This is a genomic window from Fibrobacter sp. UWB11 (assembly GCF_900143015.1).
In the GTDB taxonomy this organism is placed as follows: domain Bacteria; phylum Fibrobacterota; class Fibrobacteria; order Fibrobacterales; family Fibrobacteraceae; genus Fibrobacter.
In genome coordinates, this window is sequence record NZ_FSRT01000003.1 from 156,896 (window position 1) to 178,546 (window position 21,651).

The 21,651-nt window shown below is 47.5% G+C and carries 18 protein-coding genes; 5 read left to right on the forward strand and 13 right to left on the reverse strand.

The annotated features are described in order from the left end of the window. Positions 1-79 precede the first annotated feature (79 nt). Entirely contained in the window at positions 80-1,174 is a 1,095-nt protein-coding gene (locus tag BUQ91_RS12850; protein WP_074209559.1) for a GSCFA domain-containing protein, read from the forward strand. 160 nt (positions 1,175-1,334) lie between these two features. Here BUQ91_RS12850 and BUQ91_RS12855 read toward each other — a convergent pair whose 3' ends face one another. The 9 genes from BUQ91_RS12855 to BUQ91_RS12895 form a co-directional block, all read right to left on the reverse strand. Further along, complete coding sequence (locus BUQ91_RS12855; protein ID WP_074209560.1) at positions 1,335-3,197, reverse strand: FISUMP domain-containing protein; 1,863 nt, start codon at positions 3,195-3,197, stop codon at positions 1,335-1,337. A 14-nt stretch (positions 3,198-3,211) separates the two neighbouring features. After that, a complete protein-coding gene (locus BUQ91_RS12860) occupies positions 3,212-4,042 on the reverse strand; it encodes a TIGR02147 family protein (protein WP_074209561.1) in 831 nt (276 codons plus the stop codon). Positions 4,043-4,369: 327 nt separating this feature from the next. Beyond that, complete coding sequence (locus tag BUQ91_RS12865; RefSeq protein ID WP_074209733.1) at positions 4,370-5,890, reverse strand: DEAD/DEAH box helicase; 1,521 nt, start codon at positions 5,888-5,890, stop codon at positions 4,370-4,372. 44 nt (positions 5,891-5,934) lie between these two features. Next, positions 5,935-6,945, reverse strand: a complete 1,011-nt coding sequence (locus BUQ91_RS12870; RefSeq protein ID WP_254842359.1) for a GGDEF domain-containing protein — start codon at positions 6,943-6,945, stop codon at positions 5,935-5,937. A 292-nt stretch (positions 6,946-7,237) separates the two neighbouring features. After that, complete coding sequence (gene alaS, locus BUQ91_RS12875; RefSeq protein WP_074209562.1) at positions 7,238-9,886, reverse strand: alanine--tRNA ligase; 2,649 nt, start codon at positions 9,884-9,886, stop codon at positions 7,238-7,240. 114 nt (positions 9,887-10,000) lie between these two features. Next, positions 10,001-10,486, reverse strand: coding sequence for a hypothetical protein (locus BUQ91_RS12880; protein WP_074209563.1), 486 nt, complete (start codon positions 10,484-10,486; stop codon positions 10,001-10,003). Positions 10,487-10,587: 101 nt separating this feature from the next. Beyond that, a complete protein-coding gene (locus BUQ91_RS12885) occupies positions 10,588-11,106 on the reverse strand; it encodes a hypothetical protein (protein WP_074209564.1) in 519 nt (172 codons plus the stop codon). Next, a complete protein-coding gene (locus BUQ91_RS12890) occupies positions 11,106-11,594 on the reverse strand; it encodes a hypothetical protein (RefSeq protein ID WP_072829676.1) in 489 nt (162 codons plus the stop codon). The genes BUQ91_RS12885 and BUQ91_RS12890 overlap by 1 nt, the downstream gene beginning before the upstream one ends. Positions 11,595-11,747: 153 nt before the next feature. Then, positions 11,748-12,812 (reverse strand): glycoside hydrolase family 16 protein, encoded by a 1,065-nt coding sequence (locus BUQ91_RS12895; protein WP_074209565.1) that lies wholly within the window; start codon positions 12,810-12,812, stop codon positions 11,748-11,750. A gap of 368 nt (positions 12,813-13,180) precedes the next feature. Here BUQ91_RS12895 and pflB point away from each other — a divergent pair, with 368 nt between their 5' ends. After that, on the forward strand, positions 13,181-15,436 hold the full coding sequence (pflB, locus tag BUQ91_RS12900; protein ID WP_074209566.1) for a formate C-acetyltransferase: 2,256 nt from the start codon (positions 13,181-13,183) through the stop codon (positions 15,434-15,436). A 127-nt stretch (positions 15,437-15,563) separates the two neighbouring features. Here pflB and BUQ91_RS12905 read toward each other — a convergent pair whose 3' ends face one another. Together BUQ91_RS12905 and BUQ91_RS12910 are read right to left on the reverse strand one after the other, a co-directional pair. Next, positions 15,564-16,253: an MBL fold metallo-hydrolase gene (locus BUQ91_RS12905; RefSeq protein ID WP_074209567.1), complete on the reverse strand. Its 690-nt coding sequence runs from the start codon at positions 16,251-16,253 to the stop codon at positions 15,564-15,566. A 24-nt stretch (positions 16,254-16,277) separates the two neighbouring features. Further along, the gene (locus tag BUQ91_RS12910) at positions 16,278-16,766 is read right to left on the reverse strand and encodes a hypothetical protein (RefSeq protein ID WP_074209568.1); all 489 of its coding nucleotides are present in this window, start codon (positions 16,764-16,766) and stop codon (positions 16,278-16,280) included. A 173-nt stretch (positions 16,767-16,939) separates the two neighbouring features. On the opposite strand from BUQ91_RS12910, the gene pflA reads away from it, so the two are divergent. Both pflA and BUQ91_RS12920 read left to right on the forward strand, forming a co-directional pair. Beyond that, positions 16,940-17,719 (forward strand): pyruvate formate-lyase-activating protein, encoded by a 780-nt coding sequence (pflA, locus tag BUQ91_RS12915; protein WP_074209569.1) that lies wholly within the window; start codon positions 16,940-16,942, stop codon positions 17,717-17,719. 124 nt (positions 17,720-17,843) lie between these two features. Further along, a complete protein-coding gene (locus BUQ91_RS12920) occupies positions 17,844-18,317 on the forward strand; it encodes a hypothetical protein (RefSeq protein WP_072829398.1) in 474 nt (157 codons plus the stop codon). Positions 18,318-18,750: 433 nt separating this feature from the next. Here the strand turns inward: BUQ91_RS12920 and BUQ91_RS12925 are convergent, their stop codons facing one another. Beyond that, a complete protein-coding gene (locus BUQ91_RS12925; RefSeq protein ID WP_072829400.1) occupies positions 18,751-19,953 on the reverse strand; it encodes a type II secretion system F family protein in 1,203 nt (400 codons plus the stop codon). Positions 19,954-19,956: 3 nt separating this feature from the next. Beyond that, complete coding sequence (locus BUQ91_RS12930) at positions 19,957-21,024, reverse strand: type IV pilus twitching motility protein PilT (RefSeq protein WP_072829402.1); 1,068 nt, start codon at positions 21,022-21,024, stop codon at positions 19,957-19,959. 168 nt (positions 21,025-21,192) lie between these two features. Between BUQ91_RS12930 and BUQ91_RS12935 the strand changes: the two genes are divergently transcribed. After that, positions 21,193-21,594, forward strand: coding sequence for a TlpA family protein disulfide reductase (locus BUQ91_RS12935; RefSeq protein WP_254794434.1), 402 nt, complete (start codon positions 21,193-21,195; stop codon positions 21,592-21,594). Positions 21,595-21,651 lie beyond the last annotated feature (57 nt).

Below are 21,651 nucleotides of genomic sequence, written 5' to 3' on the forward strand. Positions count from 1 at the left end.
TGCGCAAAAGACATGGGGAATATGCAGGGAATGCGCGAAACGGCATGGGAAACGCGCGGGGATTTACTAGCTTTTCAACATGAATTTCTTCACAAAAATTGATATTCCCGCATCAGATTTGCTCATTAACTACAAATCGCAAATTGCATTTTTCGGATCGTGTTTTGCGGATAATATTTCTGCGCAATTTGCATCGCGAAAATTCAATGTTTTGGCAAATCCATTCGGGACCGTGTACAATCCACTTTCAATCGCAAAACAGATTAAGGCCATTGCAGACGGAAAAGTTTTTGGAGAAGAGGATGTTTTTCAGGATATGCGCTTTGGCAACAGCGTTTGTTTAGGCAACCGCAGCAGCGAGGAATACGGCGCAGCCCCATGGCATTGCTGGGATGCGCACAGTTCGCTTTCCGGGAAAAGCCGCGAAGAATGTATCGCAAAACTGAACAACGCAGCTACACAAACACGAGATTTTTTGCGCAACGCAGACGTCGTATTTATTACTCTCGGGACTTCGTTCGTTTATTTTTTAAAGTCGCAGGTTGTTGCAAATTGTCACCGGCAAGATCCGAGACTTTTTGAACGCCGGATGATTTCTATCGAAGAAGCTGCAGACGCGCTCAAAGAAATTGTTGAAAGTCTACGTAAAATAAAAAGCGACTGGATTGCTTCGCCAGACGTAAGTGCAGTTTGCAATGACGAGCGTGGCGAGAATCGTAAACTTCACATCGTGTTTACAATTTCGCCGTTACGCCACATGAGCGATGGAGCCCACAACAACACGCTTTCGAAAGCAACATTGCAGTTAGCGATCAATAAAGTAATTCAAGAGATTGCTTCGCCTTCGGCTCGCAATGACGTGGGAGCCGAGACCATCAGTTATTTTCCGAGTTACGAAATCGTGATGGATGAATTGCGCGACTACCGATTTTACGACGATGACATGATTCATTTGTCAAAAACGGCAGAAGGCTACATCTTTGAGCGCATGGCAGAAACTTATTGCAGTGAAAAAACGCGCGAAGATATCCGCAAGGTGGAAAAGTTCATGAAAATGGCAAACCACAGAATTCAAGACGAGAGTTCGACAGCCACCGCGACTTTTCTTCAAAAGCTACACGCAGAAGCGGAAAAGCTCGAAAGTCAAATTGCGGGACTTGAGTTAAACGTGTAGAAGGAGATTCCCCGTCGGAGCGGGGAATGACATGCAAGATTTTACCAAACCCTTCGGCGTTTCACGCCTCAGGATGACGCATGACAATGCAAAAAGAAGGCGGGCCGAAGCCCGTCTTCCCTTTTCCTCCTAACAGTATTTCCGTTAAGTTTTCATTGGTTTAGTTTTTGATGCAGCGGACAGCGGCAGAAGTATACGGATCGGCCAAAGAACTCTGACGCATTTCTGGATTATTGTATTTGTAAAGAAGGACGTGCCACCTATCCGGATAAGACAGATTGAACCCACTGAATTTTTTCCACATGTTGAAAAATTCAGCCGTATAATAGGAAGCATCTGCCATGACAAAATAATTGTAAAAACTAAAACCTTGCACTACCACATGATCAAATTCTACGCCCAAAATCTTTGCAATATTATTCAATCCAAAACCAGTTGCGGCCTCATCATACAGCACCATCACAACGTTTCCATAATCAACGCCATATTGTTCGCCCAAATTTTGCAACAAAGTCAACCAATCTTCAAGCGTTGGAATTCTCCATCCATCCGGACAAATTCCTTGATAAGAATTTTGATTCGAAGGCGTAATAAAGTCTGAATAATTCCAAGTCCACGTCCTCGAAGAATTTTCTTCCGAATCATTTTCACCATACAATATAGTACCACAAGAATCTTCAACAGCCTCTGCAGAATCCCCAGGAAGAAGACTACGATTACGAATTGCATCCATGCATTTTTCACTTACTAGCAACGAATCGCCCTGAGCACCAACTGAATACGATTTTATATCATCGTCTCCGATATTCATTGCAGCCCTCCACAGATATTCATGTCCATAAGCACCACACCCTTCTTCATCATTATCCAAATAAGGTTCATGGTAGCAATATATACTTCCAGACAAATTCGCCCTTAACGAACTGTCAACACTCAAAGATGCCGTATCCGTAAAATCAAGATTTTCAGTCATCCATGTCTGCGAAGTTCCGCCAAAATTATACGTTACGGTCTTATACGTTTTTCCATCGCGGTTATCCGTCATAGTGCCCTTGGTATGTTCAACCGCTTTAAAGCCCATGGCCCATTTTCCAGAACGGCACACAACAGCAATATCACCGATGCGCCCCTTTACCATACTAGCCTCATTTTCGCGAGATTCAGTACAACGTCCTAAACTATCGATATGTGCCAAATAACCAATATCATAATCAATCATTTTCATAGAATTCAAATAGTACCGCTCCATTATCTCGCTTTTAGAGAACTCCTTGGGCGACATAAAAGAAAGAACAACACCCATAGTTTCCACATAATGACGCACATTGAGTTCATCTAACTGAGAGAGTTCATTTACAAAATCTAATTCGGAACCGTTTTCAGGCATTTCTTCAAAAGTTCCTAAATCCTCATATATTCCGAAACCTTCAAGGATTTCATGCTCAGCCATCTTTCCCGCTTCGGCAAAAGACTTGCCTTCTGCAAAATATTTCTGCAAAAGTGGGACTTTCATCGTTGTCAAGGTACTGACATTTACATTTTTCACGTTTCGCAAATCTACTATCGCGCTGTAGTTATAATACGTATAAACTATAGTACCCCGTTTATTGCGAGCGTCAGAAGGATACGCATGCTCTCCAATTAACACATACGGGCTTCTTAGATTCATTTCTTTAAATTCAAAGCGGCCACTATCGTTATCTACGGTATCCTTAAAAAAGCGACCTGTCGTATCGAGAGTCAATGAATCGAGTTCATAAACAATTATAATCGATCCTTTTTCCGCAAACACCGAGCCTTCATATTTTGCAGTATCAGTGGGTTCTCCCGATGGATCCGCCACTTTCAGCAACTTCGGATATACATCACCCACGCGACCCGCCAAAGCATAGACTCCCGTTTCTTCGACGGTACCGCCGGCAACGTTGTTTCCTGAATTTGTTTCCGAGCACGCTGCGAACATAAAGGCGAGCAGCATCGCCATTTTGCAGACAAGTTGTCCGCTAATTTTTAAGTAATTCATTGTTTCCTCCAGCTCTATTTTTTTAATTCTTGTTTCTGTGTCAGCGGGAAAAGCTGCATGTTCAGGCGATAGACTTCGTCTGTGGCCGCATTTTTCCGAGCAATGGCAACAACCCTTTTACGGCAATCAGCAATTTCTTGCACGATTTCATCGTAGCCGTCTTTCGTGATACCGAACGTGACACCGGAAAAATTTCGTTTATCCGGAGAAACACCTTCAATCGCCTCAAGCGCGAGTTCACCCATTTGGCGGTGCATCGTGCGAACAGCCACAGGCGTTACCGCCATGGGGCCCGTTGTCAAGGATTTTTCCGTTTGTACGTAATTACCTTCGGCATTTTTAACCAAGAAGCCACCTTTGACAAGGAAATTAAGCACTTCGCTGACTTCAGCAGCGGTGATTTCAGGGCGGCATGCATGAGCAAGCGCAAGCGGCTTTGCACCTGGCATTGATGGAGCAAGTTCACGGATGACTGGATTTTTCCAACTTTCAAAAAAGCGAAATGCATCGCCTTCCAATATTTTTGCTTTGTGAGCGTCTGCAATCGCAAGCATCTTGCTGAACGCAGCCTTCTTTTCATCATCCGTTTTTGCATGGTCAAAATGGACCATTTCGGTGAAATATTCGCGTTCATAATCGACCAAGCGCATGGCATCTGCCACGCGAGCTGTCGCCGAATCGCTCAAGTTAAAGCGGCCTTCGCTCACGTATTTCAGATAAACACGCGAAGAAAAACCAGCTTCGGTCGCGAACGTCTGCCACGTAAATGCAGAACTCGCCTTTTTATCAGCGTAGTAGTCCGCAATATACTGGCGATAGCTCGTATATTCTAGTATTTCTTTCATTTTTCCTCCTTACGACAATCCCCAAATTTTTTCAGGGTCCGTAAAAAAACGAATTGCGGCTCTTTTTCGTCCGTTTCGTTCCTGAAATCAAATATACAACATATTTTTCAAAAACACAATAGTTTTACAACACAAAATATTGATTTTTACAAAATTTTTAAAGTTTTTGTAAAGTACTATCAAAATTTAAGCATTTTTCACAACACAAATGTATTGTAGGAATAAACCACTGGATCGCCTCTGCCCTTATAGAGTCTGGATGAAGTTATAGGAGATTCCCGCCTTCGCGGGAATGACAAGATGGCGGCTCTGAGGCCGCCATGACGCTTATCCTTGGCCTTGCGATTCGCGCATGCGGCGGCGAGCGCGGGAACCGGGGCGGTTACGGCGATGACGGCGACCACCGTTTTGCGGATTCGGGGTATTGTCGGCCGGAACGTTTTGTGAGTTCACGTTCTGGGCAGGATTGCGAGAGATCTGCTCGGAATTGCGCGGCGCATTGTTACGCTGCTGATTTTCAGCATTTGCATTACGGGCGTTCTCGCGATTTTCATTGCGGTTGTCCTTGCGACCGCGCGGTCCGCGATTAGCCTTCTGAGAACCGTTATTATTGCGAGTTTCTGCAGCACGAGCCTGAGCTTCTTCGCGAGACATGCGCCCGCGAGAATTGCGCATCAAACTTTCGGCTGTCTCTTTTTGCGGAGGCGGGAGTTTCTCGTAAATGCTCTGATCGCCTTCCGGGATTTTCACGCGGGTAAGTTTTTCAATCCCACGCAAATCGGATTCTTCGTCCGGAGAGCAGAACGAAATGGCGACACCTTCTTTGCCCGCACGCGCCGTACGACCAATGCGATGCACGAACGTTTCATGTTCATTGGGCAAGTCGTAATTGAACACATGGCTCACATCGTCCACGTCAATGCCGCGTGCCGCAATGTCTGTCGCCACAAGAACTCGAATTTGTTCGCACTTGAAATTTCCAAGAGCTTCTTGACGGCGGTTCTGGCTTTTGTTACCGTGAATCGCAGCACACTTGACACCAGCCTTTTCAAGCACGCGCACAATTTTATCCGCACCATGCTTTGTACGACAGAAGACAAGCACCTTTTTCATTTCAGGGTGTTCCGCCAAGAGTTCCTTGAGGAGCGCACCCTTGCGGCGCTTGTCAATACGGTACAGTTCCTGTCGGATGCGTTCAATCGGAGTGCTCTGCGGAGCAACTTCTACCTGCACCGGGTTCGGGCGCAAAATCGTCGAAGCAAGTTTCAGAATTTCATCCGGCATCGTTGCGCTAAAGAACAAATTCTGTCTATCCGGCGGGAGCATCGCGACCACTTTGCGGATATCATGGATAAAGCCCATATCCAACATGCGGTCTGCTTCGTCCAAAACAAAAAATTCCAATTTCTTTAGCGATACAGCCTTTTGCCCAATCAAATCAAGCAGGCGCCCCGGAGTAGCAACAAGCACATCGACACCGCGAACAAGTTTTTGCTTTTGCGGATTGTCATTCACGCCACCAAAAATACACGTCGTCGAAATTGCCGTGAACTGCGCATATTCCTTGAAGCAGTCTTCCACTTGGATGGCTAGTTCTCGCGTCGGCAAAAGAATTAACGCACGGCAAGTTTTGGGAGAACGGAACTTCCCAGAATCAAGCAAGCGTTGCAAAATCGGGAGAGCAAATGCAGCCGTCTTACCGGTCCCCGTCTGTGCAATTCCCAAAAGGTCCTTGCCTTCGAGAAGGCTCGGAATAGAGCGTTCTTGAATCGGAGTCGGAGTTTCATAACCAACAGCGCGGATTGCCCGCTGCAACGGATTTGCCAAAGGAAGTTCTTCAAATTTCATACGGGGCAAAGATAGAAAAAGAGAAAGCGCACCCAAAGATTCGCCTAGTGTTTGCGGCGATCCATTCCTGCATGAGACGCGTAAAACGCCTTTTTGTCTTCGTACATGCGGGCATCGATTACGTTAATAAACGTATCGACACTTTCCGTTTTCGCATGGAGTTTATGGGACCCGACCGAGACGGACAACACATAAGGTTTAGATCCACCCTTGTTAAATCCATCAAAACAAGTACGAATCTTGGCGATACACTTTTCTACATCGCCATCATTTTGCGTATTAAGTAATACAATAAATTCGTCACCGGCATAACGAATAACACTTCCACCGTTGTTCACAGCAGACTTAAGGATTCGCGCCGATATCACCAACGCATCGTCACCCACAGCGTGCCCAAATTCATCGTTGATATGCTTGAAGCCGTTCAAATCTATCATAATCCCCGTAACTTCCATCTTGGGGTTTTGGACATACTTTTTCAGCAAATAAAGCAAGTAAGAGCGATTGAACAAACCCGTAAGTTGATCATAGTAAATCATCTCGTTTTGCAAACTTGCCAAGACACCTGCAATCGAAACAGCAATACTTGTGGGGATAACAGAAATTCCGTAGAAAAGCGACTGGATTATACCACCGACGAGAATTGGCACAATATAAACCCATATCGGGAAAAATTTGAGAGCTCCACCTTTCGCCTTGCTTTTAAAATAAATAACCAAGCTATAGACTACTAGCGAGTAATCTATCAGCATATACAAAAAATACAAATAAGTTCTAGAATATAGGTTGTTATCGTCAATAGAGAATACGATTGGGACAAAGAAATTTATTACAAGTAAAATAAGACCCGTTCCGACAACTGAATTCACCACTATTCGCGAGCGGTTCGGCATTCCCCCGTTCAAATGGAACGACAAGAATCGCACCCAAAAAAAGACAGCCAGCATGTTCGCAGCAAAAAGCCATGTACTCGTAAAATAGACCGCAATCTTAGGAAGCAGGCCAGTCACACCTTTCATGGTATAAGAAATGGGATCGGCAATACAACTAGTCATGGCCAGGAACATCATCATTAACAAGTTCCTGTTCGCCCGACTCCTCGTTTGAAAACGCCACAAGTTACACACTATCATGACGGCAATCAAAACTATTCCGATTGCGTTTGTAACATATATGCTTTCTAGATTAAAAAGCGGCTCCATATATCCAACCTTATCTATAAGTATACATTTTATTTAAGGAATCGAAAGCAAAGATATCTTCACAAACGAAGATTTTCATGTTATATGGATTTGCAAAAAAGGCGACCCTAAGGCCGCCTTGAAATTTTTGAGATGGTGATTCTAATTATGCACCCAACTTGGCTCTAATCCAGTTGTTCGCGTTGGCGATAGCACCGGCAATCTTTTCGACTTCCTTGGTACCAGCCTGAGCGCGGTCCGGACGTCCACCGCCGCGGCCACCACAAGCAGCGGCGAGATCCTTGACGAGGTCGCCAGCCTTGATGCCCTTGGCCTGAACATTCTTGCCGACCATCACAGCGATGCTACCGGCACCGTTATCCTTGTTTGCAATCACGGCTACGCTATCCAAGTCAAGCTTGTTCTGAACGCCGTCGAGCAAGTTCTTGTACTTTTCGTCCGGCAAGGAGAGTTCGCGCACGTAGAGGTTCACGCCCATCACGTTGATGCCACCGTTCAAGAGTTCGGCAGCAGCAAGCGTTGCAAGTTCGAGCTTCACAGATTGCAGACTCTTTTCCAAGTTCTGAGTCTTGGCAAACGTCTGCTGAATGCGGTCGAGAACTTCGGCGTCCTTGCAGCGGAGCTGTTCACGGAGAGCAGTGAGAATCTGCGTACCGGCGCGGAGGAGGCTCAAGGCGCCACGGCCAGAAACAGCTTCGATACGGCGCACACCAGCGGACACGCTTGATTCGCTCACGATCTTCACGAGACCGATGTTACCGGTATTCTGCACGTGCAAGCCACCGCAGAGTTCCTTGGAGAATTCTTCGTTGCAAGCGCCCATCTTCACAACGCGGACTTCATCGCCATACTTTTCACCGAACAGAGCCATAGCACCGCTTGCCTTAGCTTCGTCAACACCCATCACCTGAGTATTGACCGGCAAACATTCCATGACCTTTGCGTTCACGATGTCTTCGACCTTCTGGATTTCTTCGGCGGTCATTGCGCTGAAGTGGCTGAAGTCAAAGCGGAGAAGTTCGTTCGAAACGAAGCTACCCTGCTGCTGCACGTGAGTGCCAAGCACCTGACGGAGAGCGGCCTGGAGCAAGTGAGTTGCAGAGTGGTTCTTGCGGATGTCGTTACGGCGGTCGTTATCGACAGTCGCCATGAACACGGCGCCCATCGTTTCTTCGTTAGCCGAACCCTTCTTCACCTTACCGCGGCAGAGGGCGGTATCATTCACCTTCACGGTGTCGAACACGTCAATTTCGAGGTCAGCAGAAACGAGCGTTCCCTTGTCGCCAACCTGACCACCCATTTCGGCATAGAACGGAGAGGTTTCAAGCACGATGCTCAAAACGCCCTTGTCTTCACGCCAACGAACAACCTTCGTTTCGCAAGCGGAGAGTTCATAACCGACAAACTTTGTGCTAGCTTCGCTGTACTGCGTCCAGCCTTCGGTACCCATCGTGTTGATGCCCTGCTTCATGTTAGCGCGGGCGCGGGCCTTCTGTTCTTCCATGCACTTGTTATAGCCTTCTTCGTCAATCGTAAGGCCTTTTTCTTCGGCGAGGATACCAGTGAGGTCCGGCGGGAATCCATAAGTATCATAGAGCAAGAACACCTTGTCGCCCGGAATCTTGTCGCCCTTCTTGAGTTCGGCAGAGATAGCAGCAAAGCGTTCGAGACCAGCGTCGAGCGTGCGGATAAAGCTTTCTTCTTCGCTCTTGATCACGGAAGCGACGAATTCCTTGCGTTCGCGAATTTCCGGGAAGGCGTCACCCATCGTGTCGGCAAGCACCTGAACGAGCTGGCAGATGAACGGCTTCTTCTGACCGAGGAGGCGAGCAAAGCGGCTTGCGCGGCGGAGAATGCGGCGAAGCACGTAGCCACGGCCTTCGTTGCTCGGGAGAGCGCCATCGGCAATTGCAAACGAAATAGCACGGATGTGGTCGGCAATCACGCGGTGCGGAGTGCCGGCTTCGCCATCGTTGTACGGAACGCCAGAGAGTTCAGCAATCTTTGCAATGATCGGGGTGAACACGTCGGTGTCGTAGTTGCTGGTCTTGCCCTGAAGAATAGCGCAGATTCGTTCGAAACCCATACCGGTATCGACGTTCTTAGCCTTCAGCGGAATCAGGGAGCCGTCGCTCACGCGTTCGTACTGCATGAACACGTTATTCCAAATTTCAATGTAGCGGTCGTTTTCGCCGTTCACGCCCTTGATCGGGTCCTTGAACGTTTCGGCCTGCGTAGCGAGGTCGCCGCGGTCATAGTGGATTTCGGAGCAGGGGCCGCACGGACCGGTGTCGCCCATTTCCCAGAAGTTGGAGTGAGCGTCAAAACGCATGATGCGGTCATCCGGAAGACCGGACACGTCCTTCCAAATCTGCCAGGCTTCGTCGTCATCCTGGTACACTGTTGCGAACAGACGTTCCTTCGGGAGCTTCCAAACTTCGGTCAGGAGTTCCCAAGCCCAAGAAATCGCTTCTTTCTTGTAGTAGTCGCCGAAGCTCCAGTTACCGAGCATTTCGAAGAAGGTGTGGTGGTAGTTGTCGCGACCCACCACGTCGAGGTCGTTGTGCTTACCGGACACGCGAAGGCACTTCTGGCTGTTGCATGCGCGCTTCCAACCCTTCGGATTGTCACCCAGGAAGATAGCCTTGAACTGGTTCATGCCCGCGTTCGTGAACATGAGCGTCGGGTCGTCATGCGGAACCACCGGCGAAGAACGCACAAAGAGGTGGCCCTTGGATTCAAAGAACTTGATGAAAGATTCGCGCACCTGCGCAGAAGTCATTTTTTCGGACATAGCTATTCCTTTGATTTTTTACGAGCCCAAAGATAGAAAAAAAAGGAGATGCCCGCACGGAGGCGGGCATGACAAAGCACCAATAACTATTGACTAATGACTACTGACCAACAACTAATAAATCTTTTTCATGTCGGTGAGGTGGCCTTCTTTTTCATGGAAAAGCTTGAGCGAGCCACCCTGAATCTTTTGGAAAATCGAGGTCAACTTCGTCACAACAGCAGCTTCTTCAAAGCCAACTTCGTTATAGGCAGTTTCGCCAATTACAATCCCGACATTCATCATATCCGGAGCTTTGCGGCGCAAATAGTCCAAGAATTCTTCGTCGCTGTTAATCACATCTGTAGGCGTCAGCTTTTCAAATTCAGACGGGTCGCGCGTACTCACATGCAACGGATATATATCGTCAGCTACGACCTGTTTTGAATTCAAGTAAAGAACATTACCAACATACAAACTGATAGAATCATTCAGCACCTGACGCACTTCGACCAACACATCGCTCGTCACAGCCGCTTCTTGAATATCCAGTTTAGAGGGGGCGCAAGCCATAAAAGCAAGCGAAATTGCAGTAAGAGCCAATAAGGCAAGTTTTTTCATGATAATCCTCTTTTGTAGTTGGTCTATATTTACAATCCAATATATAAAAAAGGGCTAGCGCGCAGCCAGCCCAACTTTAACTTTTTCGATAAAAACAGAATTTACATTCCGCCCGCGATAAAGCCATCTTTCTGGAGCAATTCGGCGGTCTTGTTTATCGAACCATTGGCTGCATGGGTCTTACCAATACGGTTATAGGCTTCGTACTTAATTGTCGCTTTCCAGACAATCTTACGTTCAGCAATGGAGAGCAAAGCAAGTTCTTCATTAAACGTATCGATGGCGTTACCATAAAGGCCGATTTTCGTGAACGTCTTTATCAAAACGTACTTTGCGTTATTCTGCTTGGCAAATTCCGCCAACGGGGATTCCGAAAGCGTCACTTCGTCGGTTTCGTGGAACGCAATGGCATTTACGCCATATGTCCCACCAAGTGAACTCGCCATCATATCCGCAACTTTATTTGCAAAGTCCCTAAGTGTACTGTTAGCGGTAGCCATAACAACAACCGTTTCACCCTTAAGCGCATAGACCTTTTCGAAATTGGACTGTCCGATATTCGTGATGGAACAGCCAGCCAAAAGAAAGGAGACTAAGAGAACAGACAAAAGCTTTTTCATTATTTGCTCCTTACAATCTTATTGGTTTTAAAGTCATTGACGATTTCCTTAACCAAGTAATGTCTAGCAAAGCTACCACCCGTCCTGATGGACATTTTCCACACAACCTTACGGGTGTCGCAGTTGAACATCGTTGGCAAATATTCAACCGTAACAGCCGAATTCATGGATTCAAGACCCATGCCAAGCACCATAGCATAATTGCCGCCACAATTGTCGAGCACCTGAGAGATGGGCACTGGATTAATAGATAGTTTTTCGTTGTAAATAAATTCCGTTTCCAAATCCAAATCGGAAGCATTCGCATTCCACACGGAATCTATCTTTTGCGTCAAATTTTCGTGCATGGCTCGTTCGTTCACAAGCACGTACAACTTTTTCCCAGAAATTTCAAGCCCCGGTTCCGAGACACGGTGAACTTCGTTTGCGGCGCAGCCAAATAAAGCAACGGCAAGCAAGGCAATAACGGCACAATATTTTATTTTCATGCGTTTATCCAACAAGTAAAATGATTTATTACAAATTTTCCATTCAAAATAGAAAAAAAATTGTACTTGTCCATAAAACTTTATAAAAACGTCCAAGAATAAGAAAAGCCTCCTGGATTGCTCCAGGAGGCGAACCATCACACCAATACTTTTTTAGTTAACTTCGTAGTCCAAGATGAGACGGCAAACACCTTTTTCGACGATGACGTTATCCGGGCGGAGGTTGACACGTTCCATTTCCCAGTCGCCTCTTCCCCAGCGTTCGTAGTCAATATCTTCGCCATTGAAATCGTCCTGCCAGAGCATCGTGAAGCCCTTGGTTGCGGCATCATAAGAATAGACGCGGACGTAGTCAATTTGCTGTTCAACCGGAAGGCCAATTCCCTTGTTCCATGCACCGGTCCAAGCCGTGCTCTTGGATGCCCAGAGGTTAAAGCGGAGAGTCTGATCTTCGGTCAAGAAAGCAACCTGGTCAGCATCGGCGTGAGAACCACGGCTGAGTCCAATAGGATCGCGGCGGATTTCGACACTGTCGATTTCCCAAGCAACGTATTCCGGAGTCCAGACGATTGCATAAAGGTGGAAATCCTGCGTAGCGTCAAAGCCATATTCGTGAAGCGGCTTGCTTTCAGAAGAAGTATTTGCCTTGATAGACGGGTCACCTTCACGGGTGATAATGTTGGACTGCCACTTGTCCGGGGCCTTGCCAAGCACTTCGATATCAATTTCGTTCCACGGCTTTTCACCCTTTTCCCAAGAATCATCGTAGTAAAGGAACATGGAGCTCACAGAACCAGAAATTGCAGCCATCTTCATGCGGGCTTCAAAACGGCCATACTTGAACTGGACCTTACCGGAAAGTTCTGCACCATAGAAGGAGTAAGTCTTCGTAGGATCAAGTTCCGTAAGTGTCGGCACAGCATAAGTAAACTGGGATGCTGCAGAAGAAGCAACCGAGCTAGAAGACAAATCCACCGGAAGAGCACCATTGGAGCTAGAAGATACGCCCGGAAGGACTGCGTCAGAGCTGGAGGAAAGGCCAGTCGGCGGAACTACAGCGTCAGAACTGGAGGATTCACCAGCCGGAACCGTTGCATTAGAGCTAGAAGATATAGCACCAGGCTGATTCTGAGCATTAGCAAAATTTGCAGTATCATTCGAATCGGAGCATGCAGTCATGAGCGCCACAGCTACCATCGGAAGAATAATCTTTTTCATAATTGACCTCTTAATTTCTTAATCATAAGATACCTTTTGTTCTGATTCTGCGTATACACAGCAAGAGGAATTTCAGAACTAACCGTATCAACCGTATTTTACACATTTTGGTCGTAATTTTACATAAAAAATCATCTTTTTCAATTTTTGGTCAACCTTTGGCCATGTAAGCATTTCGTAAGCGAACTTTTGGGCGAAATTGGTGCATTTCATACCTTGCCCACCCCTTTTTAAATATGTATATTGCGTTTTACATTGAAAAAATGAAGAAAAAAAAGGAAAAGTCGTTGCAAAACCTTTTCCCCAACCAGAAAAGTTAGGTGATTTTTCAGTTGCATTAATGGTTTTGCACGAGCAAAAGAGGCTATATGCAGGAAGCATGGACAGGCTTTAAAGGCGGTCGCTGGCAAGAAGAAATTAACGTCCGCGACTTTATCCAGAAAAACTATACTCCCTACGACGGTGACAAGTCGTTCTTGCAGGGACCGACTGAAGCTACGAACAAGCTCTGGGCAGAACTCCAGGAACTACAGAAGAGAGAAATTGCAAAGGGTGGCGTCCTCGACATGGACACAGACGTTGTCTCCACTCTTACAAGCCACAACGCTGGCTACATTTCCGAAGAAACTAAGGATCTTGAAAAGATCGTAGGTCTCCAGACCGACAAACCGCTCAAGCGCGCATTCATGCCGTTCGGCGGCATCAAGATGGCTGAAGAATCTTGCAAGAACTACGGTTACACACCGAGCGAAGAACTTCACCGCATCTTTACTGAATTCCACAAGACTCACAACCAGGGCGTTTTCGACGCCTACACGCCGGCAATGCGTATGGCCCGCAAGGCCCACATCATTACGGGTCTTCCGGATACTTACGGCCGTGGCCGTATCGTCGGCGACTACCGCCGCGTTGCTCTTTACGGTATCGATTACCTCATCGCCCAGAAGAAGGCTGACAAGGCTCTGACCGATGAAACGGATATGCGCGAACACGTGATCCGCGAACGCGAAGAACTTGCCGAACAGATCAAGGCCCTCGAAGGCATGAAGGTCATGGCAAAGATTTACGGCTATGACATTTCCAAGCCGGCAACGAACGCACGCGAAGCTGTGCAGTGGCTCTACTTCGGTTACCTCGCTGCCATCAAGACGCAGAACGGTGCCGCCATGAGCGTTGGCCGCGTTTCTACCTTCCTCGACATTTACATGACCCGTGACTTGCAGAACGGCGTCATCAACGAAAGCGAAGCTCAGGAAATCATCGACCATTTCGTGATGAAGCTTCGCATGGTCAAGTTCGCCCGTATCACTAGCTACAACGAACTCTTCAGCGGTGACCCGGTGTGGGCTACGCTCGAAGTCGCTGGTCTCGGCCAGGATGGTCGCCATCAGGTGACCAAGAACGACTACCGCTTCTTGCACACGCTCGTGAACATGGGTCCGTCTCCGGAACCGAACCTCACGATTCTCTATAGCCCGCGCCTCCCGGCAAGCTTCAAGAAGTTCGCTGCAGAGATCTCCGTGAAGACCAGCGCCATCCAGTACGAAAACGATGACACGATGCGTCCGATCTGGGGCGATGACTACAGCATCTGCTGCTGCGTTTCTGCAACTCAGACTGGTAAGGAAATGCAGTTCTTCGGCGCTCGCGCAAACCTCGCCAAGACGCTCCTTTACGCCATCAACGGCGGTAAGGATGAATGCCTCGTGAAGGGTACGCAGGTTGGCCCGGAATATCCGCCTATCTCTAGCGAATACCTCAACTACGACGAAGTTGTCCACAAGTTTAGTCTCTACATGGATTGGCTTGCCCACTTGTACGTGAATACATTGAACTTGATTCACTATATGCACGACAAGTACTACTACGAAGCTGCCGAAATGGCTCTCATCGATACCAACGTTCGCCGTACGTTTGCAACGGGTATCGCAGGCTTCAGCCACGTTGTCGATAGCCTTTCTGCAATCAAGTACGCCAAGGTCAAGGTCATCCGTGACCCGGCTACCGGCCTCGCTCAGGACTTCCAGATCGAAGGCGACTTCCCGCGTTATGGAAACGACGACGACCGCGCAGACGATATCGCCGTTTGGCTCCTCAAGACGTTCATGGCCAAGATTAAGCAGACGCCGACCTACCGCGACTCTGAACCGACCACATCTATCCTTACCATTACAAGTAACGTTGTTTACGGTAAGGCAACGGGATCTCTCCCGGATGGTCGTAAGCAGGGTGAACCGTTCTCTCCGGGTGCAAGCCCGAGCTACGGTGCCGAAAAGAACGGCCTCTTGGCATCTCTCAACTCTGTTGCCAAGATTCCGTACGAATACGCTCTCGACGGTATCAGCAATACGCAGACCATCAACCCGGATGCACTCGGTCATGATGACGAAGAACGCACCAACAAGCTCGTGCAGGTTCTCGACGGTTACTTCGGCCAGAGCAGCCACCACTTGAACGTGAACGTGTTCGGTGTCGAAAAGCTCAAGGATGCCATGGAACATCCGGAGAAGGAAGAATACCAGAACTTCACGATCCGCGTTTCTGGCTACGCAGTGCGCTTCATCAAGCTCACTCGCGAACAGCAGCTCGACGTGATTGCCCGCCAGGCACACGGCGTGCTCTAATCGCTTGGAAAAGCTTAAAAAGGTTCCCGAAAGGGGACCTTTTTTTGTTATTGGGGGAATGCCGATTTATGAGGAAATGCGCGCGTTGAGATGCGGCGAAAAGACGCGGAAATGGGAAGGCGACGGTCTATGCCTCGATGTAATTTTCGTTCTTTTGGCGGCGGGCATAAACAGATTCCAGGAACTGGATAACAGAATCCTTGTCGCGTACAAGGCCACGCTTATGGCTCAAGCAAAAGCGCGATGCATTAAGCGACTTGAGCATTTTAATTTGCTGTTCGAGAATCTGCACGTTATAAACATCCGGTTCCCCATGCCCTACCATCGGATAAGTCGCATCACCCAAAAACACGAAATCGTCGACAACAAGAATCAACGAACCTTTCGCATGGCTATTCGGAATCGGTAAAATCTCGATATGCACGCCATCGTCAAACGAAAGCGGTGATGTCACAGAAACCTTTTCGCGGTCGTTCATCTCGCCAACAACTTTCGATGCATGCGAGCCGACATAAAGCGTATCGAAATCTAGCGAGACCTCTCCATTGCAATGACGCACAACGTTCAACAAGTGATCCCGATGGAAATGCGAAATGACGATATTCTTTTTCAGTGGAGCCGCGACATTACCATCACCTTTACAGGCCGCAAAAACGCGCGGCAAGGCATTGATAAAATCGACCGCCATATCGCAGGCGCCCACGTCAAATATCCACCAAGCACAATCGCCACGCACGGCGACCACGTCCGCACTCAGCGGCTCGTACGAAACCTGCAAATATTGGATTCTATCGTTTAACTTAACAATTCTCGGCACAACGCCAAAGATAGAAATTTTCCCTTACTCTTTATCCTTATAAACGATGGTGTAAACATCGTGAAATTCTAGGTACTTGACGCCAATATACTCTGCAGGGACTTTCACTCGATAATCGGCAAAACAAAGGCAATTATGCATGGGGCGACTATCATAATCTGGATAATATTCAAAAACATCATTAACCAATAAAGTATCGTCATGACGTTCCAATTTAACATCTGTTACATGTCCATATTCGGCACAACCAGAAATCGTATTCAGGAAAAAAACAGCAGAGCCGTCTTCGTTCATCACGAAATCAATAGATTCATCCCCCCATTCTGCTCTTTTTTCCAAATGTCCACCGCCACACGAACCTTCCCCCACCTCATAATCAGAGGATTTTTGAGATTCCGTGTTTAAGCCTGCAGAACCGCCAGCACCATTATCGACGCCAGAATCATCGGAACAAGCAGTAAACATCACAAAAGTAGCTACAGCCGCCATCAAAACGAGCAATGATTTTTTCATAAAGACTTCCTCCTCATCACTCTTTTAAATATAAATGAACAAGCATTTAAAAGATGCATAATTTCCGAACAATATCGCACCAAAACCCGCCACGACCGACTTTTTTTTCGAGGTTTGTATTATATAGAACAAAAACACTTTCACGCGATGCAAGACTTTTTTATTTTTGGAGCATGACTCTCGGAAGAATCAATAAGCTTGAAACGTTCGGATCGGTCGATGGACCGGGAATTCGATTTGTCGTATTTACGCAGGGCTGCCCCATGCGCTGCAAGTTCTGCCACAATCCGGAAACGTGGGACTTTGGTACCAAAAGCGCAAACGGAACACCAAATGAATCGTTTGAAATAAGCGCCGAAGACTTGCTGAAAAAAGCCGTACGCTACAAGCCCTACTGGGGAACCGATGGTGGCATCACCGTAAGCGGCGGCGAACCTCTTGCACAAATCGATTTTATGATCGAGTTCTTCGAAGCTGCAAAAGCGGCGGGAGTCCACACGTGCGTCGACACAAGCGGCATCACGTTCCGACGCACCGGTGACGCGTTCGCAAAAATCGAACGCTTGATGAAAGCGACCGACCTTCTGCTCGTCGACATTAAGCACATTGATGGCGAGGCTCACAAAGAACTCACTGGCCTTGGTAATGAAAACATCATCGAATTTTTCCGTTACCTTGACCGTATCCAAAAGCCCATCTGGATCCGCCACGTGCTCGTGCCAGGCATCAGCGACAATGACGAAGCCCTCACGCGCACCCGCGACTTCATCCGCACATTAAGCAACGTCAAGCGCGTCGAAGTCCTCCCCTACCACGCATTTGCTCTCAGCAAGTACCAGGAACTTGGCATCGATTACGCCCTCAAGGACACGCAAACGCCCACCGCCGAACGCGTCAAGAACGCGAACGAAATTCTCGAAACCGCAAAATACACCGGCTGGATGAAGAAATAGGAAGGATTGCGCTATACGAGATGGCGATCCCGGCACAAGGCCGGGATGACAGCGCAAAAAAGGAGATGCCCGCTCGGAGACCGGCATGACGTTCATTTCATACAAGTAAGGTCACAAGCAGCACATGAAAAACATTAAAAATGCTTTAAAAAAAATCTTTTTGATTCTATTAATTCCAATTATCGCCCTTCTTTGTTTTACATTTAAAATAAAGGATTTCTCTATTTGTCTAAACCTAGAAAAATGTGCTATTGATGCTAGTATTTTATCGTATAGTCCTTTCGTAGATTCCCTAGATCTATTTGTTTTAAAAGGAGGAGAAGGAAACGCAACAGATTACTTCTTATACGATGGTTTCCGAATCCACTGCATTTCAGATAGTTCTTCTTTAACTCTAGACGACCGTAATGTTTGGGATGGAAAATTTGAAGGAAACAGCCTTGTATATCCAAGACCACATGTAGCCGACGATGTATTGCTATTTAGAATCCAAAGGATTCTAGACTTATTTTATCTTGTAGAAGTAAATGAGAATTTGATTGATATTACATATTGGTTTTTCACAAACAACAGCTGTAAAAAAGATTTCGTTAATTAGAACCCGTTTTATCAAAATTTCGCTCAAAACTTCAGCAAGAGGCAACATAAAAAAAGACGACCCCGGAATAAATCCGGGGTGACAATTCAACCGAGCTTTCGTTCAAAACCGAGCGAGAGCAGGAATCAACTTCGCGTAGCGTACCCACACATTCCAGCAAGGGATAAGAAACAAGTAAGGTCACAAGCTACATCTTGACACGGAAACAAGTTTCCGACAAGATATGTTTGCGACATCCTTCGACGAACAACGAACTACGTCCATTTCCCGCGCTAAAGCGCGGAGTCTCAGTAACAAGGCGTCGAATCCCCGAAGCCGTTTGCTTTTCAAATTTCGTTCAAAACCGAGCGAGACAAAGAACGCTTTGGCGTAGCGTATAATAATACGTGAGCCAAAGCGTGATGCAGTATCGCGATGCGTTTTCAGCGAAATTTTAGCCCTTGATTGCGTCGCCCATCGAGAACATCGGCATATACATAGCAATTAGGAGGCCACCGACAGCGCCGCCCAAGAACACGATGATAAGCGGTTCAATCATACTCACGACGGCGTCCACGGCCGCGTCCACTTCTTCATCGTAGAAGTCTGCGAGTTTCAAAAGCATACCGCCCAAGTTACCAGTCTTTTCACCAACGCCCGTCATCTGGATCACCATGGGCGGGAAAATGCCCACTTCTTCCATCGGCTCGGCAATGGACTTACCACCTGCAATACCAATCGATATTTTATAAATTGCCTTTTCAACAACTTTATTACCTGCGGTTGTCGCAACGACCTTCAGAGCATCCATCACAGACACACCGGCGTTCAAAAGCGTTCCAAGCGTTCTCGAAAAACCTGCCGTTGCGGACTTAATTTGCAAATCGCCTAGCTTGGGTAGTTTCAAGGTAAACTTGTCCATCGCAAATTGCGCCGCCGGTATTCGCATTATCATTTTATATGCAAAGATGACAATAACAAGTCCGATAAACATGAACGCGCCGTTATTTCGAACAAAGTCAGAAATATTCATCACGACCTGCGTCGGGGCAGGGAGTTCTGCGTCGAGAGCCGCGAACTGTTCAGCGAACGTCGGCACCACGAACGTCATAAGTGCAATCACCACCACGATACCCACGATAATAACCATGATCGGGTAGGTCAAAGCTTTTTTCACCTTGCGTTTGAGGCGCTGGTTATTTTCGAGCGTTTCGGCCAAACGAGCAAGAATGCCTTCAAGAATACCGCCCGCTTCACCTGCGGCCACCATGTTGCAATACAGGGAGTCAAATACTTTCGGGTGTTGCGCCAAAGCATCGGCAAGCGAAGAACCACCGTTAATCGACTGCGTGAGTTTATGCACAACAGCCTTGAGTTCCGGGTTTTCACACTGCGCTTCAAGAATGTTCAAGCACTGCAACATCGGAAGACCAGCCGAGCACATAGACGAGAACATACGCGTAAAACGAGTAATATCTTCAGTCTTAATGCCCGAACCAATCTTGATCTTGATTTCAGTCGGCTTTTTCTTGAGGCTCGTGATAATCAAGCGACGACGGAGCAAAAGGGCTTCGGCTTCGGCCTTGTCCTTCGCTTCAAGAGTTCCTTCGAAGCTATTGCCCTGCGAATTTTGGGCTTTATACAAAAATTCAGCCATTGATTACACCCCTTCTTTTACGAACAACTGTTCCAACTGGTCCGGACTCGACGAACGGGCTAGAGCATCAAAGCGGTCAATCTTGTGATTCTTGACAAGTTCACACAAGCACATATTCATCGTATTCATGCCGAACTTCTGACCAATTTCAATCATGGATTCAATCTGATGAACCTTGTCATCACGGATTAGAGCGCGAATACCCGGCGTCACGTTCATGACTTCGTATGCCATCACACGACCACCGCCAATTTTCGGCAAAAGGGTCTGACAGATAACGCCCTGAAGCACAAACGAGAGCTGCGTACGCACGGTCTGCTGTTCGCCCTTCGGGAAAGCGTCAACCACACGGTTAATCGTCTGGACGCAAGAGTTTGTATGAAGCGTTGCAAAAGTCAAGTGACCCGTTTCAGCAATAGTAAGGGCAGCACGAATCGTTTCCAAGTCACGCATTTCGCCGATGAGCACCACGTCAGGGTCCTGACGGAGAGCCATCTTAAGAGCCTGGGCAAAGCTGTGCGTATCACTACCGACTTCGCGCTGGTTAATCATGCACCCCTGGTGCTTGTGCAAAAATTCGATCGGGTCTTCAACCGTCAAAATGTGGTCGTGACGTTCCTTGTTGATTTTATCAATCATTGCAGCCAAGGTCGTCGATTTACCAGAGCCGGTCGCACCTGTCACAAGGACAAGTCCGGAAGGGCGGGTCGTAAATTCGGCCATGATTTTCGGAAGACCGAGGTCCTTAAAAGTCTTGATTTCAAGAGGAATAATACGGAGCGCAAGAGCCACACAACCGCGCTGCAAGTATGCGTTAGCACGGAAACGCGCAAGGTTTGCAATACCGAATGAAAAGTCACATTCCTTTTGTTGCTCAAAAGTCTTTTTCTGGGCTTCATTCATCAAGCTGTAAGTCATACGCATGGTTTCGTCGGGCTTGAGCTTGTTTTCTCCGATAGGAGTGAGCTTACCGGAAAGACGAATAAGAGGAGGCGAACCGGCTGTGATATGCAAGTCGGAAGCGCCCCGTTTAACCATTTCTGCTAAAAGATCCTGAATGTTATATGCCATATTCTAGAATATAACTTAAAAAGCTCAAAAATTTCATAAATTCTTTACACAATGCGTTCTTCCACTTATAAAATACTCGCATGGGTAGGGGCAATCATTTTCTTCGCGTTTGCATTTTACGCGATTGAATCGCATTCCCGCCCAAAACTGAACTTCCCGGAGACGGTCGTGAATTTCACCGCCGACAACGTGATGGGGGGTAAGTCGGACTACGCAAGCGAGAAAGGGACAGCAACGCTCATTGTACTTACTGCATCCTGGTGCCCCGCATGCCGGGCTGAACTGCCTGTACTCAAGCAGTTCTACGAAGAATTCGAGCCCAAGGGACTTAAAATCTTAATGATTGACGAGGACGATTCAAAAAAGGTCGCCCGCAAGTACAAAAAAAGCATGGACATTCCGTGGACGATGCTCCACTGGAACTACGACGCCATCAAGGCACTTGGAAACCCGGGCGTGATTCCGGTCAGCTTTGTCGTGGACAAGGACGACAAGATCCAGCATGTCGATGTCGGATCGCTGAATGAACTGAAAGTCCGCCACGAGCTAAAGAGACTGCTGGGATTGTAATACAAGATGGCGCCCCCGGAACTAGTCCGGGGTGACAATGTAAGGGGCTGTTGCGCG